Origin of the sequence: Flavobacterium sp. TR2, from assembly GCF_025252405.1 — a bacterium.
Lineage (GTDB): Bacteria > Bacteroidota > Bacteroidia > Flavobacteriales > Flavobacteriaceae > Flavobacterium.
The window spans coordinates 2,514,422-2,529,525 of the sequence record NZ_CP104307.1; the positions used below are offsets into that span (position 1 = coordinate 2,514,422).

The following is a 15,104-nucleotide window of genomic DNA, read 5'->3' on the forward strand; positions in this document are numbered from 1 at the left end:
CAAAATAACTTTTAAAAGTATATTAATTTTATAGAATTAATAAAGTTAACTATCTTTTTCAACTGACACTACCTCATATTTGTCTTTTCCATCAATTTTCACGGGCTGGTAATACGTTTCGCCAAATTTTACATATTTTACATCGCCAATAGTTACTTCTTCTCCGCCTTCTGGAAGATTTTCTACGATCGTACCAGCGGTAGGGGCAACTACAGTGTATTTTCCTCCGTCCTTTTCATAATATGTTCCTCCATAATAGTAATTGTTTACTGTTCCGGTATTGACCGTTTCTGCTCCGCTTGGAATATTGTTCACGGTTCCGCCAACTGGTGCAGGTACGGCTGTATAACCGCCGTTGGTTGAGGTGTACCAAACGCCTTGGTCGTAATGGTATTGTGTGTTTTCGACGCTAACTACTATTGCTGTGACTGCCAAAGTTGCTACAAAAAATCCCCAAGGATGCCATACCGGTCCCCAATAAAACGGTCTGTATGGACGAGGATAATAGGGATGATAGCAATTGTATCTGTAACCTCCATAAACATATGGCGGGCGCACATATGGCCTAGGCCCTGGTCGAACCACGGTATTACGATTGTTGCGAACATGAACACTGTTATTCACATTAATATTGACATTATTTCTGTTTCTATTAACTGTGTTGCCACTTATATTGGTGTTTCTGTTACCTACATTGTTTCGATTTACAGTGTTGTTTCTGTTTACGGTATTATTTCTGTTTGCAGTGCCGTTTCTATTGGAATTGTTTGATGGCCTGTTTATTTTAGTTCCTGAGTTATTTGCCCCAGGTCTAGTTGTTGCCGCAGGTCTAGTTGTGCTAGGTCTGCTTACATTTGGTCTAGATTGTGTAGCAGGTCTAGCTTGTCTGGTATGCGTTGCGCCTGCGCCAGATCTGTTGAACCCTCCACCGCCTCCGCCCGCACGATGACGTTGGGCCAATCCATCAATTGAAATAAAGAAAAAGGTTGCGGTTAAACACGTTAAAAGTGCCACTTTTTTTACTGTTTTGGATATATTTTTCATATTCAGTAATTTATGTGATTTAAAGTTATGAAAAAAAATGTTTTATTTTTGTTAATGGGCTAAAAGTTTGAATTATAATGAAATATCCCATTGTATTCTAAATCGCCATCCTTCCTGTAATGGAAGTGTTTTGTCTTGAAAACTAAAATAACTCACCTCTGAAGTCAGTTTGTTTTTGTGTCCTTTAAAAAACCAGTTGAAAGCCAATGTAGATTCGTCCTGTCTATTTTTTCTTATCGAATTGTCGGGTCTGTATGCCGCGTGACGGCCAGCCATTTCTAGGCGTTTTGGCCACCATTCAAAAACATTATGGAAGAAATATCCCGCTTGAACGTAATATCCTTTCATAATGGTCGTGTCGTCATTGTTTATTTTATCAATGATTTCTTTGGTATGCCATTCGCTTTGCCAAGAAAAACCGCGGTACATAAAAGCGCTTTCTAGATTCCACTGATTCACTCTGTACTGTCCCGGCAATCCATTTTCGAAACCATCTAAAGAACCTCCTCCAGCTTGTGAGAATCGTGTGTATGGGCTTCGGTTGGTTATGGCTGAGAAAGCAATAATCGGAGTTGGCTTTTCGTGAAATTCTAAATCGCAGCCTTCAAAATCAAGAAATCTTCCTAAGAAATTCCATTGCGCTCTTCCAAAATACATTAAATGATTATCGTCATTAGAAGTGCTGCCTCGTCCAGTTCCTGTCAATGCCGCAGCCCAATAATTAAAATCGGCAATTCCAGCTCCTTTTAAATGCCCGTACACTTCAACTCCCAATTGTCTGTCGACTGTAAAAGGGCGGTTAATTAATGATCGATCTACCATTTGCTGTTCACCGCTGCTAATAAAACGTTCACGCGTAAATTCTGTTTTCCATTGTCCGACCTTGAAACTTAGCCAATCCCATTTTTCAATCATAATTCTGAAATCAAGCAAATTGGACTGACTCAGTTCATATTCCCAATAATATTTAAGCCAAGGTTCAAAAGCATGACCGCCAACTTTTAATCTGGCGCGGTTTATTTTGAAAGTTGTTTTAGCATCTTGGCTATAATCATCGTAAGTTAAAGGGTCTGTATCATTTGGCGTTGAAAAGCGAAATTGCAGACGGCTTGCCAATTGGAACAGGAATTTTTTGTCGCGTGTCTCCAATTCAATTCCCTTACTGCCATAACGAACATTCATTAGTTTGGTAGTATCTTTTTCTTGTTGCGAAAGCCCTTTAAAACCAATTAATAAAAGGAAAATGAAGAGTAGGCTGTTAGAAATGCGATTTGATTTGTTTGAGCTGCACATAAGATCAATAGATTTGTATAAATTATTTTCCTCCAAAGTTTTTTGCAATTCCTAAACCGATTCCCCAGCTGTCGTATGCGTTCCATTTAAAATCGTAGCTTGCAGTGCCAAAAATTTCCCATCCTTTAGGAAGTTCATAACCGTATTCTACACCAGCTCGGGTTAAGAAAAAATCTTCTTCTTTGGCAAATTCTCCGCCAAAACCTAGCAGAAAACTCCAATGTTCATTTGGTTTGTAAATTCCCATAAGAGCAGGGGCAATAGGGTAACTTCTTTCAACAGTTTCTTTATTTTCTTCACTGGCATATACTTTTTTGACTTTATATTTTTCCATTATAAAATCGGTATGAAGACCAATGGCCCACCTTTCATGAAACTGAAATGTATAATCAATTCCCCAAGCAGGAAGCGTTAAAGTTTCCCGATTTCCTTCTTCATCACGGCCCTCAAAAACATGAACATGGTTGATTGAAATTCCGATTTGATGATGCGGTTTGAATTTTTTTTCTTCGTTTTCTTGAGCTGAGATTTTGTTTTGAATGATTAAGTACAAAAGGGCTGCTAGAAAAAGTGTTTTTTTAAGATAGCTTGTCCTAGTCATTGTGATTTAGTTTTTAATCTTTAATAAAAAAGAGGTATTTATTCACTTTTTTCAGCATATAAATACCTCTTTAATTTTGTTTTTCTATAGACTACTCACTTTTCATAATTCTTAAAGCTTCTTTGTTAAGGTCTTCATAGCTTTGTTCGCTAATATCAACACCAACACCTAAGATTTCTCCACCTTTAAAAGTGCCTGGCGATTTATATTGATGACTTACGGCGTCGCCACTATCGAATCCTACGCAAAGACCATCGCCAGAAAGTGTGAATTTACCAGGTTGTGTTTTCATAGGACCTTTGGCTACTTCTTTGCCGTCAATGTATAAATGACCTGTGCCAATTTGTTCTCCGTTTTTACCGGTACTTTCTCTTATAAACTCAAATCCTAAGGCATGTTTACCAGGAGTTACGGTAGTCGATGAAACAAAAGTTTGTTCTGGCTGAATTCCTAAGAAATTATAAACATAGTATAATTTATTGTCTTTGATGAATAAAGAGTGTCCTCCAAAACGAGATCCGTGAGCAAAAACTACTCCTGAAGCTCCCGATTTAATATCTACATCGCCTACAATTTTGTATGAACGACCACGTACGTTTACCGCTACACCTTCTGGTACGGCAGCAGTTCCGGGATAGTAAATGTAACGAGTTTTTGGCTTTTCTTGAGAAGGACGTTCCGTGCTTAGCAATTCCATAGGAGAACGGTCGTCCAGAGGTAAAACTAAATTTTTATTCGCTTCTTCAAACCAAGCATCTTTAAGTTCTTTTAATTTGTCAGGGTTCTTTTTAGCCAAATTGTTTGACTCAGCTCTGTCCACGTCTACATTGTACAATTCCCATTCGTCTTTGTCAAAGTTGCTTTTACCCGTAAGTGGTACGTGTACAGCAACTGCTTTCCAACCGTCTTTCCAAATGGCACGAGTACCTAACATAGTGTAATACTGAATGTGTTTTTGAGTAGGAGCATCTGGTTTAGCATCAAACGAGTATTTCATTGAAACTCCAGATAATGGATATTGATCTACACCATTATATTTAGTAGGCATTTGCAAACCACATATGTCTAAAATTGTCGGTACAATGTCGGTAGAATGGTGGTATTGATTGCGGATTTCACCTCTGGCTTTAATTCCTTTTGGCCATGAAATTACTAATGCATCACAAGTTCCTCCTGCATAATTACTGTAACGTTTAAACATTTTGTAAGGAGCAGAGAACGCCGCAGCCCAACCAGTAGGATAATGCTCGTAAGTATCTGGGCCTCCTAGTTTATCCAAATATTTTAAATTTTCAGATAATTCATCAGGATAACCGTTAAAGAATTTGTTTTCGTTTACAGATCCAGAAGGAGAACCTTCGCCAGAAGCACCATTATCGGCAGCATAAAGAACCACAGTATTTTCTAACTGACCTGTTTTTTCTAAATACTCAATAACACGTCCTACTTGAGCATCAGTGTATTCTGAGAAACCGGCATATACTTCGGCTAGTTTAGAGAATAATTTTTTCTCATCAGCGCTTAGTGTATTCCATGGTTTTACATAATCACCAGGATTAGCAATATTAGGAGGTAAGAAATTGAAATCGGTGTTTTTAGTTCCTTTAGGTACAATTCCTTTAGCAATCATGCGAGGTAATACCCATTCACGGTAAGCATCGTAACCAGCATCAAATTTTCCTTTGTATTTAGCAATGTACTCTGCTGGTGCATGGTGTGGCGCATGGTTCGCTCCAGGGCAATACCACATATACCATGGTTTAGAAGGGTTGGTGGCTTTTTGGTCTTTGATATATTCAATGGCTTTATCAGCTAAATCTTTAGATAAGTGATACCCCTCTTCAGGAGTGTAAGGAGCCTCAATAAAGTGGTTATCTTCTATTAAATCAGGATACCATTGGTTGGTTTCGCCTCCTATGAATCCATAATAGCGGTCAAAGCCCATTTGGGTTGGCCATTGTGCTTTGGAGCCTCCAGAAGAAACGTCTTGTTCCGGTACGTTATGGTTTTTTCCAATCCAGAAAGTACTCCATCCTGCTTGCTGTAATACTTGGCCAATAGTAGCACACTGAGCAGGGATTTGTCCGTTTGCTCCAGGATAGCCATCTGTAGTTTCGGTGATGGATGCCATACCGTTTAAGTGGTGGTTACGACCGGTTAATAAAGTAGAACGAGTTGGCGAACATAATGCTGTAGTGTGCCATTGAGTATAAGTAATACCATTGTCCGCTAATTTTTGTAGTGTTGGCATATTGATTGCTCCTCCATATGGTGACCAGGCAGCCTGTCCTGTGTCATCGTATAAGATAAACAATATGTTTGGCGCACCTTCTGGAGCTGATTTTTTAGTGTAGGGTTTCCAGTCTGGTTTTGAATTTCTAATGTCAAGTTCGATGACACCATGAAAATTCTTCTTGGTTACTTCCTGTGGATCAGCCTGCGCTGATAATTTCGAGGTTATGCCTAGTAAAAGGAATAACAGAAACGGGAGAATACTTTTTTGAAGTATTGATTTGTTGCTGGCTCTCATAATTATTTATTTTGAATGTTATTGATGTAATTAATTGCTTTAGAAAATCTAAAAATGCAAATTGCTCTACGAAATCGAAATTTTTTCGTTAACTACATCAAAATTAGGTATATGTTTCACCAAGTGAGTTTTGTTTAAGTCCGAAAATGGTTTCATTTTATAATTTGCAACATGAAAAAACAGTTTTTTGAGGTGCTTTTTTTGGAAGTCAGTTGCAATACATATAAGAATCGAACAAAATAGAATTTATTTGTTTTGGTAAAAAGGAACCTTTTTAAACTATAATATTTAAATTTGCAGCCAAAATAACAACAACACAACTCTTATGTATAAATTGATAATTCGTCCGATACTTTTTTGTTTTGATCCTGAAAAAGTGCATTACTTTACTTTCTCATTTGTAAAATTCATTTCAAAAATCCCTGGAGTTTCGGCAATTATAAGATCGATTTACGAAGTAAAAGACACTCGACTGGAAAGAGAAGTTTTCGGAATTAAATTTAAAAACCCAGTTGGACTTGCGGCGGGTTTTGATAAAGATGCGAAACTGTATAAAGAACTAGGCGATTTTGGTTTTGGGTTTATCGAAATCGGAACGGTAACACCGGTTGGACAAGAAGGAAATCCAAAAAAACGTTTATTCCGTTTAAAAGAAGATCAGGCGATTATTAACCGAATGGGGTTTAATAACGGTGGTGTTCTGGAAGCTGTAGAGCGTCTAAAAAAGAACTCAGGAGTTTTGATCGGTGGAAATATAGGAAAGAATAAAGTGACTGATAACGAAGATGCTGTAAAAGATTATATCATTTGTTTTGATGCGCTTTTTAATCATGTAGACTATTTTGTGGTAAATGTGAGTTCGCCAAATACACCCAATTTAAGAGCGCTACAAGACAAAGAGCCTCTGACGGCTTTATTGCAGACTTTGCAAAACAGAAATATCGAAAAGCAAAAGACAAGCTCTCAAAAAGTAAAACCAATTCTTTTAAAAATTGCTCCAGATCTTACAGATGATCAGCTGCTAGATATTATTGATATTGTAAAAACAACCCAAATTGCAGGGGTAATTGCGACCAATACTACTATATCTAGAGAAGGGTTGCAATCGGCTAACCAAACAGAAATGGGAGGTTTGTCTGGAAAACCATTAACCAAACGTTCTACAGAAGTAATTCGTTTTCTTTCAGAAAAAAGCAATAAAGCATTCCCGATTATTGGCGTAGGAGGAATTCATTCTGCCGCTGACGCGATTGAAAAGCTAAATGCAGGAGCAAGTCTAGTGCAATTGTATACTGGATTTATTTATGAAGGCCCAGCATTGATAAAAGCGATTAATAAAAAAGTTTTAGAGCAATTGTAAAAGCAATACCTGAACAGCTAAGCCGGCAAGTATTGCCATCCCAAAGCTGATTAAGGTGCCAATTAAAACATATTCGGTCAATTTTCTGTCTTTGGCTTCTTTTAAATCTCCAAATCTGAAAATAGATTTTGCAGCCAGCAGAAACCCGATTGCTTCAAAATGGCCGGTTAAGATAAAACCGAAAACAAACAAGCGTTCTAAAATACCAATATAATTTCCAGCAGCAATTAGAGAATTATCCTGATTGCTGTTTTTGCTTTCTGGTGCCCAGATTGAGATTATGGTTTTTATAAAAATAGATGCTGGTTTGGTCAGCAACAAAATTCCAGTTAGCAGAATCCAGAACTGATTATCTTTCCAAAAATTAGGAATAGGCTTATTTTCATAGAGCAGTGCAATTCCAATCAAAATAAGAATATGCGCAATTTGGTCTGCTACAAACCAAGTGCGTTTGGTTTTGTCTTTCTGAAAATTCAGTTTGATAGAATCGATAATGCCATGTGTAACAGCGATTACAATAGCATAGGGTATAAAACTGATTTCGCCCGCTAAAACTGCCGCTAAAATTCCGTGAAGCAAAATATGAACATATAAGTAAATGCTTTTATGTTTCTTGATTTCTTTGTCGGCGACCCAAGAGTTGGGCTGCCAGATAAAATCGCCTAACAAATGGGCGAGAAGCAGTTTTATAAATAAGATCATGGGGCTGTAAGTTGTTTTATTTGTTTTCTAAAATATCGATCTAAATTCAGAACCAGATCAAACCGTGCGCGTTTTTGCCTTCTGCTGACCGCAGCTTGATTAATCCCTAATTTTTGTCCTAATTCTTCTTGAGATAAAGTAGGGTTTTCAATAGCCATTGCCACAAACTCTGCCGATTGTACCAGCCAGCTGTCCATAAAAGTTAAGGCCAGCTGCAGCATTAAATTCATTTTCTCATCAAAATCAGTATTTCCAGTTCGTAGCGCTAACGTGACTTTTTGCTTTTTTAAGGTTTCAAAAAGCTCACCCGAATTAATAAAGGCAGAGCCATTGCTCTCAGAAATTCTTTCAGCATTATGCGTTTTATCTCCAAAACCAATACTCATGCGAGCATCAGATTTTATGAAGCGCAAATGTGCTTTTATTAGAATTGCTGCCAGTAACGCATCGGCAGGATTGGGTATTTCAACTTGAAATTCATCTCCTCGATATACTTCCCACTGGCTTGGCGTCTGGCCAAAAGGAGCTAAGATTTTCTTTAAATCCTCGACCCAATGTTCAGATTGCTGTCTTGAACCAATTATATCGCCTGTTATTACACTAGTCATAAATCAAATATAATTAAAAAAATATAAACTTTATATTACAAATATAAGTAATAAAATTATATATTACGTTTTTTGGTAATAATTTATAATATTACGCTTTTATGTAATAATTGGAGATATGGTTATCTTTTGTAATAATTAACTTCATAAATTAAAAATATCTTTTATTTCATTAAAAAAGAAGTTAACTTAGCCTTTACAAAAGAATATGCTTTGAGTAAAGAAATTAAAATTATCGAATGCCCTCGAGACGCTATGCAGGGTATAAAAGACTTTATTCCGACAAAAAATAAAGTCGCTTATATACAAGCTTTGCTGCGAGTTGGCTTTGATACCATTGATTTTGGAAGTTTTGTTTCTCCAAAAGCTATTCCGCAGATGCAGGATACTGCTGAGGTTTTGGCGCAATTAGACCTTTCGCAAACGACAAGCAAACTGCTTTCTATTATTGCCAATACGCAAGGCGCGATAACAGCAGCAAGTTATGAGCAGATTCAATATTTAGGTTTTCCATTTTCTATTTCTGAGAACTTTCAGATGCGTAATACCCACAAAACGATTACGGAGTCCTTAGTTACGCTGCAAGAAATTCTTGAAGTGGCTGATCAGAAAAATAAAGAAGTGGTTACCTATCTTTCTATGGGTTTCGGAAATCCGTATGGAGATCCTTGGAATGTTGAAATTGTAGGGGAGTGGACTGAAAAATTGGCCGGAATGGGCGTAAAAATTTTATCGCTTTCTGATACCGTCGGAACATCTACGCCAGAGGTAATTACCTATTTGTTTTCAAATTTAATTCCGAAATATCCAGAAATTGAGTTTGGAGCCCATTTGCATACAACACCCGAAAGCTGGTTCGAAAAAATTGATGCGGCGGCAAAAGCAGGCTGTACTCGTTTTGACGGAGCTATTCAAGGTTTTGGAGGCTGTCCTATGGCAACCGATAAACTGACAGGAAATATGCCGACAGAAAAACTGATTTCCTATTTTACAGCCAATAAAAAAATAACAGGACTTAACTCTCTCAGTTTTGAAAGTGCGTACAATGAAGCCTCAAAATTGTTTGGAAAGTTCCATTAATAAATAGTTATATTTTATTACCTTAGATAATGATTGTAACCATTGAGCGTTACATTTATTACGGACCTAATTATAATCATGAATTCTAGATACCGCAATATTTCAAGCGTAATTTTCTTAGTCTTTTTATTGTTTTCCTGTTCGAGCGATTTAGATTTCGATCAAGTAAATGATTTTAAGATAGAGCCCGTATTTGTAGCAAACCTAGCTTACTTCGATATTCCTGCAAATAAACTCGTAGACGATGGAGGCACAAATGTCTATCCTGATGTAAGAGATTTTGATGTTTTTAAAGATAATTTCTTTAATGAACGTCTTAAAAAAGCCGAGTTTGATTTCGAAATCGAGAATACTATAAATCGCTCTTTTATCATAAATATGCTTTTGCTAGATGATCAAAATAAGGTCTTGCAGACATTATCGTTTGCCGTCCCATCTTATAAAGGAACTCCAAATGTTATTAAATACCCTACAGAAGTTTTTGAAAACGCGCGATTAGATCTTTTAAAGCAAACCCAAAAAATTGGTTTTGTGGTAATAATTGCAGCTGGGCCTCCATTAAATAGCGAAAGCTTAGGAAATTTAAAATTAAGGTCAAGTGCAACAGCTTATTTAGTGGTAGAATGAGAAAGGTACTGATTTTATTCTTGGTTTTTAATCTTTCTTGTTGGGCTCAAAACAGAGAGTTGCTTTATAATTTTACTTCAATTCCGCAATCTTCACTTGTGAATCCAGGAGCTGATGTTTCGTATAAATATTATTTTGGATTTCCGGTTTTGTCTGGAGTTTCAGCAAATGTCGGTTCTAGCAGTTTTTCGGCTTATGATTTATTCGCCAAAAATGGAGTCGATTTTAATCAAAAAGTTAGAGATGTTGTCAATAAATCTTCGAGCAATGACAAAGTAGTGACCAATCAGCAATTGGAGATATTTTCTGGCGGATTCAGAATAGGAGGAAGAGAAAGCCGTTCCTATATTTCATTCGGATTGTATCAAGAATTCGATTTCTTTATGTTTGTTCCAAAAGATTTGGCTCTGTTAGCTTTAAACGGAAATAGAGATTATATTGGAAAATCGTTTAATCTTGGCGATTTAAGTATGAAAGCCGAACTTCTTTCTGTCTTTCATGTCGGATTTCATAAAAAGGTAAACGATAAATTTGTTTACGGAGGACGCGCCAAAATCTATTCAAGCGGTGCAAATGCTACTTCTACAAAAAATTCAGGATACATTTATACCGGCGAGCAGGCAGGAACTCCAAATCTTTACAATCAGGTTATTTCTTCCAATTTAGAACTAAAAACTTCTGGAATCGCCCGTTTTACCAAAGATGAGTACGAAGGAAACATCGCCCGTGATGTTGTCAATAATACTTTTTTTAACGGAAGTCTCGGTTTTGGCGTTGATGCGGGAATCACCTATTACATAAAAGACAATTTACAGCTAACGGCCAGTGTTATCGATTTGGGTTTTGTAAGGCAGACCAAAGACATAGAAACATTAACTTACAAAGGAACTTACCAGTACAATGGCGCTAATCCAGATTTTTCGGGTACAGATGACCCAGAAAATGTTTTTGACGAATTTGACAAAGCCATACCTAGAGATACGCTTTATAATAAATATACCACTTGGCGACCGACAAAATTGTATTCTTCTATAGAGTATTCATTTGGAGAAGCACGTCCCGATGACGAATGCAATTGTCATGGAAAAGTCAACAAATATTATAAAAATGCCGTAGGAGCACAATTGTTTGCCATGTCTGCGCCTCGCACGCCTCTATTTGCGATAACAGCTTTTTACAGAAGAAATATTTTTAGAAAATTAGATCTTAAAGCAACTTATACCTTAGATACTTTTTCAAATGCCAATATTGGTTTAGGGCTTGCAGGAACAATTGGTCCGGTAAATATTTATGCCTTGGTCAATAATGTATTAGAGTATAAAGATATTTCAAAAGCCAATAGCGCAGCCTTTCAGCTCGGAATCAATTTTGTTTTTCAAGACAAAGAAGATTAGTTTTAATAATTAGAAGCTATTCCAGCTGTCCATTTCAAGCACTCCAGCCAAAATACTTTTTTTCAAGGCATAAAAAGAGCTTCCGCTGGTCGCTTTTTTAAGCCAGAAAAAAATGTATTTTAGCTTTCCGTGGCTTTCCATTTCCATCTGGGCTAGGACAGAACGTTTTGTAAGACGATTCGTGTAAAGTTAAATTTATGAATAAGTTAGTATTCAAGTTAGCAATTTATTCACTATATTTGCACGCAATTCAACTAGAAATTGCACCATGATAGCACACAACTCCAAGATTATCGGCGAAGGTTTAACTTACGACGATGTATTATTAGTACCTAACTACTCGAATGTGCTTCCTCGCGAAGTGAGCATTAAATCAAGATTCTCAAAAAACATCACATTAAACGTTCCAATTGTATCGGCTGCGATGGATACAGTTACAGAAAGTGCAATGGCAATCGCTATGGCACAAGAAGGCGGAATTGGTGTTTTACATAAAAATATGACTATCGAACAGCAAGCAGGAAAAGTTCGAAAAGTAAAACGTGCAGAAGCAGGTATGATTATCGATCCGGTAACTTTACCAATGAACTCTACAATTGCTGATGCTAAAAATGCCATGAAAGAATTCGGAATCGGCGGTATTCCAATCGTTGACGAAAATAAAATTCTTAAAGGAATTGTTACCAATCGTGACTTGCGTTTCGAAAAAAATGGTGCAAGACCAATCGCTGAGGTTATGACAAGCCAAAATTTAGTTACTGTTTCTGAAGGAACTTCTTTAGAGCAAGCAGAAGTAGTTTTACAAGGTCATAAAATCGAAAAATTACCAGTTGTAAACGATAAAAACGAATTAGTTGGTTTAATCACTTTTAGAGATATTACAAAACTGACTCAAAAGCCAATCGCAAACAAAGATTCTTTTGGACGTTTGAGAGTTGCTGCTGCAATTGGAGTTACTGGAGACGCAGTTCAAAGAGCTGAAGCTTTGGTTGCTGCTGGTGTAGACGCAATCATTATCGATACAGCTCACGGACACACAGAAGGTGTGGTGAATGTATTAAAAGAAGTAAAATCAAAATTCCCTCAAATAGACGTAGTGGTTGGAAATATCGCTACTCCAGAAGCGGCTAAGTATTTAGTAGAAAACGGAGCAGATGGTGTAAAAGTTGGAATCGGACCAGGTTCTATCTGTACAACTCGTATCGTTGCAGGTGTTGGTTTCCCGCAATTCTCAGCAGTTTTAGAAGTTGCTGCAGCTATCAAAGGAACTGGTGTTCCTGTAATTGCTGATGGTGGAATTCGTTACACAGGAGATATTCCTAAAGCTATCGCTGCAGGTGCTGACTGCGTAATGTTAGGCTCATTATTAGCGGGTACAAAAGAATCTCCGGGAGAAACCATCATTTTTGAAGGAAGAAAATTCAAATCTTACCGCGGAATGGGTTCTGTTGAAGCTATGCAGACAGGTTCTAAAGACCGTTATTTCCAAGATGTTGAAGATGATGTTAAAAAATTAGTTCCAGAAGGAATTGTTGGACGTGTTCCTTACAAAGGTGAATTAAACGAAAGTATGCTTCAATTTATTGGAGGTCTTCGTGCAGGTATGGGATACTGCGGTTCAAAAGATATTCCTACTTTACAGGAAACAGGACGTTTCGTGAGAATTACTTCAAGCGGAATCACTGAAAGCCACCCTCATAACGTAACTATTACAAAAGAAGCTCCGAATTATTCGAGATAATTCAGAGGTATCATAAGAAAAAGGAGTTGTTTTAAAAGACAACTCCTTTTTTTATAAGCTTCGAAGAAGCGAAATATTTATAGAAAAGTTTAGGAGTTTACCATATAAAGCTCCGCTGGAGCTTTTTTTATTTGCGTAATTGAAAATCTATAAATATTCTACCCCGCTGGTTTTACAGAATTTCTGACCAAACCATAATTTAATTAAAATCGGCTATTTAAAATATCTTCGGCAACAATATCAGAATGTAATAAATCTTCCATTTTCTTAGTCATTCGTTGCGCTTCCAAAGCATAGCCAAACATCTTTTTTTCATAATCGGCAATCGCATCATCGATGGTTTCGAATTTTCCATTCGTTAGATTTTCGGTCAAATGAAAAGCATCAAACAATCCCATATTCACACCTTCTCCAGCAAACGGAGGCATTAAATGCGCTGCATCGCCAACAAGCGTAATGTTCGAATGTTCTTTCCAAGGCTCTTCCAAAGAAAATAAACGCAATGGCAACCCGGAAAATTCAGTAGAAACAGCAAAGAATTTTTTGTAATCGTCTCCCCAGTTTTTAAAAGTTTCATTTAAAAAAGCAATCACAGCTTTATCATCTTCAAAGTCGATTCCGTGATTTGAAATCCAATCTTCATCAGCTTTAAAAGATACGCCGAAATGAACCGAGCCATCACGCATAGTGTGGGTGTAAAACATTTTATGTTCGCCCATTGCCATCACATTTCCGTTTCCGTATTTAGGCTTAAATTCGGGGTAATCTTGATCCGGATTTACAATTTCACCCTGAATAATGTAAGTTCCAGAAAGCTGAGGTTCTTGGTCGCTTACAAATTTTCTGGCGTTTGATCTTCCTCCGTTTGCGACAATAACAAAATCTGCAGTTGCTTTCGTTCCGTTTTTGAATTCTAAAACATACTGGTCTTCTGTTTTTTCAATGTTAATCAATTGGCTGTTCCAAGCAACAGTATTTTCTTTAAGATTGTCCAGCATAATTTTTCTAAGATCATTACGGTCAATTTCTGGGCGTGAGAAAGCATTGGTTTCGTCTGGCATTTCATCAGAAGTGATATTTCCGTCCATATCTGCCATTTTCTCTCCTGTTGGTCTTGCATATTTGTAGAATTCATCCATTAAACTTGCTTTCTGAATTGCAAATTGACCAGAATCTGAATGAATGTCAAGAGTTCCGCCCGAAGTTCTAGCTTGGGCGTTGATGTCTCTTTCGTAAACCGTAACATCAGCACCATTAATCTGTAGAATTCTAGCCGTAGTCAATCCAACTGGACCGCCGCCAATAATGGCAATTTTTTTATTTTCTATAATTGAATTTTTCATTGTATTTAAAATTGAATTTTGAAATTTATTTATGGAGTAAGCGCTTTTAAAACGAGATTAAAGGCTTCATTTTTGATCTCTTCATTAAGAACAAAAGATTTTCCGGACATTGATTTTCCGTCTCTATGAAATTCTAAAAGCGAATAAAGCGAGCCATAGGCAATACTCCAAAAGACTTCATAAGACACTGAAATAAGTTCTTTTCTCTCAATTGCAGAAAGCATAAATGCAGTCATCATTTGCTTGTATTCTCCCGTTACCTCCTGTATGATTGCATCGCCATGAGTGGAATGTCTCAAAAGTTCGAAACAACTTGCCTTCAGCGTAAAATTTTGATTGAAATAAATACGGTTTTCCCATTGATTTCGCAATCCATCCTTAAAAGACATATCTGAAGAGAAGCCGTCAAACATTTTTTCAAAGAAATTTTGGCCAATTTCAATGCCGATTTTTCGAATCAAATCTTCCTTGTCTGAATAATAAATGTAAAGCGTCGCAACAGAAATTCCGCATTCTTTTGCCAGACGATTCATTCCAAAGCCTTCTATGCCTTGGTTTACGATCATTTCTATTGCTTTTTGTTTTACAATTTCCTCTTTATTACTATCTCGCGTTCTCATAATTCTAATTTATTATGGCACAAAGATATAAATAATAAATGAACGATCGCTTATTTTTGGTTTTTTTTTTGAGCTGCTATCCCGAGGCTTCGGGACTAAGGTGTTGAGGTTCTTAGGTTTTCTTAGGTTGAGAGGTTGTTTTAGGTTTAAAGGTTTAAAGT

The 15,104-nt window shown here is 36.9% G+C and carries 13 protein-coding genes; 5 read left to right on the forward strand and 8 right to left on the reverse strand.

What is annotated here, in order from left to right:
- Positions 1-45: 45 nt before the first annotated feature.
- The 4 genes from N4T20_RS11075 to N4T20_RS11090 form a co-directional block, all read right to left on the reverse strand.
- The gene (locus tag N4T20_RS11075) at positions 46-1,044 is read right to left on the reverse strand and encodes a DUF3300 domain-containing protein (protein WP_260673054.1); all 999 of its coding nucleotides are present in this window, start codon (positions 1,042-1,044) and stop codon (positions 46-48) included.
- A gap of 72 nt (positions 1,045-1,116) precedes the next feature.
- A complete protein-coding gene (locus tag N4T20_RS11080) occupies positions 1,117-2,337 on the reverse strand; it encodes an OprO/OprP family phosphate-selective porin (protein WP_260673055.1) in 1,221 nt (406 codons plus the stop codon).
- 22 nt (positions 2,338-2,359) lie between these two features.
- The gene (locus N4T20_RS11085) at positions 2,360-2,938 is read right to left on the reverse strand and encodes a hypothetical protein (RefSeq protein ID WP_260673056.1); all 579 of its coding nucleotides are present in this window, start codon (positions 2,936-2,938) and stop codon (positions 2,360-2,362) included.
- A 91-nt stretch (positions 2,939-3,029) separates the two neighbouring features.
- Positions 3,030-5,468 carry an arylsulfatase gene (locus tag N4T20_RS11090; RefSeq protein WP_260673057.1) on the reverse strand — a complete coding sequence of 813 codons (2,439 nt, stop codon included), beginning with the start codon at positions 5,466-5,468 and terminating at the stop codon, positions 3,030-3,032.
- Between the two features lie 325 nt (positions 5,469-5,793).
- Between N4T20_RS11090 and N4T20_RS11095 the strand changes: the two genes are divergently transcribed.
- Positions 5,794-6,828, forward strand: a complete 1,035-nt coding sequence (locus tag N4T20_RS11095; protein WP_260673058.1) for a quinone-dependent dihydroorotate dehydrogenase — start codon at positions 5,794-5,796, stop codon at positions 6,826-6,828.
- On the opposite strand, the gene N4T20_RS11100 is transcribed toward N4T20_RS11095, so the two are convergent.
- Together N4T20_RS11100 and N4T20_RS11105 are read right to left on the reverse strand one after the other, a co-directional pair.
- The gene (locus N4T20_RS11100; protein WP_260673059.1) at positions 6,814-7,530 is read right to left on the reverse strand and encodes a DUF3307 domain-containing protein; all 717 of its coding nucleotides are present in this window, start codon (positions 7,528-7,530) and stop codon (positions 6,814-6,816) included. The two genes, N4T20_RS11095 and N4T20_RS11100, sit on opposite strands and share 15 nt — an antisense overlap.
- The gene (locus N4T20_RS11105; RefSeq protein WP_260673060.1) at positions 7,527-8,138 is read right to left on the reverse strand and encodes a hypothetical protein; all 612 of its coding nucleotides are present in this window, start codon (positions 8,136-8,138) and stop codon (positions 7,527-7,529) included. Before N4T20_RS11105 ends, N4T20_RS11100 begins: the two co-directional genes overlap by 4 nt.
- Positions 8,139-8,351: 213 nt before the next feature.
- On the opposite strand from N4T20_RS11105, the gene N4T20_RS11110 reads away from it, so the two are divergent.
- From N4T20_RS11110 to guaB, 4 genes are all read left to right on the forward strand, one after another.
- On the forward strand, positions 8,352-9,218 hold the full coding sequence (locus N4T20_RS11110) for a hydroxymethylglutaryl-CoA lyase (RefSeq protein WP_260673061.1): 867 nt from the start codon (positions 8,352-8,354) through the stop codon (positions 9,216-9,218).
- Between the two features lie 78 nt (positions 9,219-9,296).
- Positions 9,297-9,845, forward strand: a complete 549-nt coding sequence (locus tag N4T20_RS11115; RefSeq protein ID WP_260673062.1) for a hypothetical protein — start codon at positions 9,297-9,299, stop codon at positions 9,843-9,845.
- The gene (locus tag N4T20_RS11120) at positions 9,842-11,239 is read left to right on the forward strand and encodes a DUF5723 family protein (protein ID WP_260673063.1); all 1,398 of its coding nucleotides are present in this window, start codon (positions 9,842-9,844) and stop codon (positions 11,237-11,239) included. The genes N4T20_RS11115 and N4T20_RS11120 overlap by 4 nt, the downstream gene beginning before the upstream one ends.
- A gap of 268 nt (positions 11,240-11,507) precedes the next feature.
- A complete protein-coding gene (gene guaB / locus N4T20_RS11125; RefSeq protein WP_260673064.1) occupies positions 11,508-12,980 on the forward strand; it encodes an IMP dehydrogenase in 1,473 nt (490 codons plus the stop codon).
- 203 nt (positions 12,981-13,183) lie between these two features.
- Here the strand turns inward: guaB and N4T20_RS11130 are convergent, their stop codons facing one another.
- Entirely contained in the window at positions 13,184-14,323 is a 1,140-nt protein-coding gene (locus N4T20_RS11130) for an NAD(P)/FAD-dependent oxidoreductase (protein WP_260673065.1), read from the reverse strand.
- Positions 14,324-14,352: 29 nt separating this feature from the next.
- Positions 14,353-14,943, reverse strand: a complete 591-nt coding sequence (locus tag N4T20_RS11135; RefSeq protein WP_260673066.1) for a TetR/AcrR family transcriptional regulator — start codon at positions 14,941-14,943, stop codon at positions 14,353-14,355.
- Between the last annotated feature and the right edge of the window lie 161 nt (positions 14,944-15,104).

Coding starts and splice junctions, on each gene's coding strand:
- N4T20_RS11075 (WP_260673054.1), bottom strand. CDS start 1,044: ATGAAAAATATATCCAAAACAGTAAAAAAAGTGGCACTTTTAACGTGT.
- N4T20_RS11080 (WP_260673055.1), bottom strand. CDS start 2,337: ATGTGCAGCTCAAACAAATCAAATCGCATTTCTAACAGCCTACTCTTC.
- N4T20_RS11085 (WP_260673056.1), bottom strand. CDS start 2,938: ATGACTAGGACAAGCTATCTTAAAAAAACACTTTTTCTAGCAGCCCTT.
- N4T20_RS11090 (WP_260673057.1), bottom strand. CDS start 5,468: ATGAGAGCCAGCAACAAATCAATACTTCAAAAAAGTATTCTCCCGTTT.
- N4T20_RS11095 (WP_260673058.1), top strand. CDS start 5,794: ATGTATAAATTGATAATTCGTCCGATACTTTTTTGTTTTGATCCTGAA.
- N4T20_RS11100 (WP_260673059.1), bottom strand. CDS start 7,530: ATGATCTTATTTATAAAACTGCTTCTCGCCCATTTGTTAGGCGATTTT.
- N4T20_RS11105 (WP_260673060.1), bottom strand. CDS start 8,138: ATGACTAGTGTAATAACAGGCGATATAATTGGTTCAAGACAGCAATCT.
- N4T20_RS11115 (WP_260673062.1), top strand. CDS start 9,297: ATGAATTCTAGATACCGCAATATTTCAAGCGTAATTTTCTTAGTCTTT.
- N4T20_RS11120 (WP_260673063.1), top strand. CDS start 9,842: ATGAGAAAGGTACTGATTTTATTCTTGGTTTTTAATCTTTCTTGTTGG.
- guaB (WP_260673064.1), top strand. CDS start 11,508: ATGATAGCACACAACTCCAAGATTATCGGCGAAGGTTTAACTTACGAC.
- N4T20_RS11130 (WP_260673065.1), bottom strand. CDS start 14,323: ATGAAAAATTCAATTATAGAAAATAAAAAAATTGCCATTATTGGCGGC.
- N4T20_RS11135 (WP_260673066.1), bottom strand. CDS start 14,943: ATGAGAACGCGAGATAGTAATAAAGAGGAAATTGTAAAACAAAAAGCA.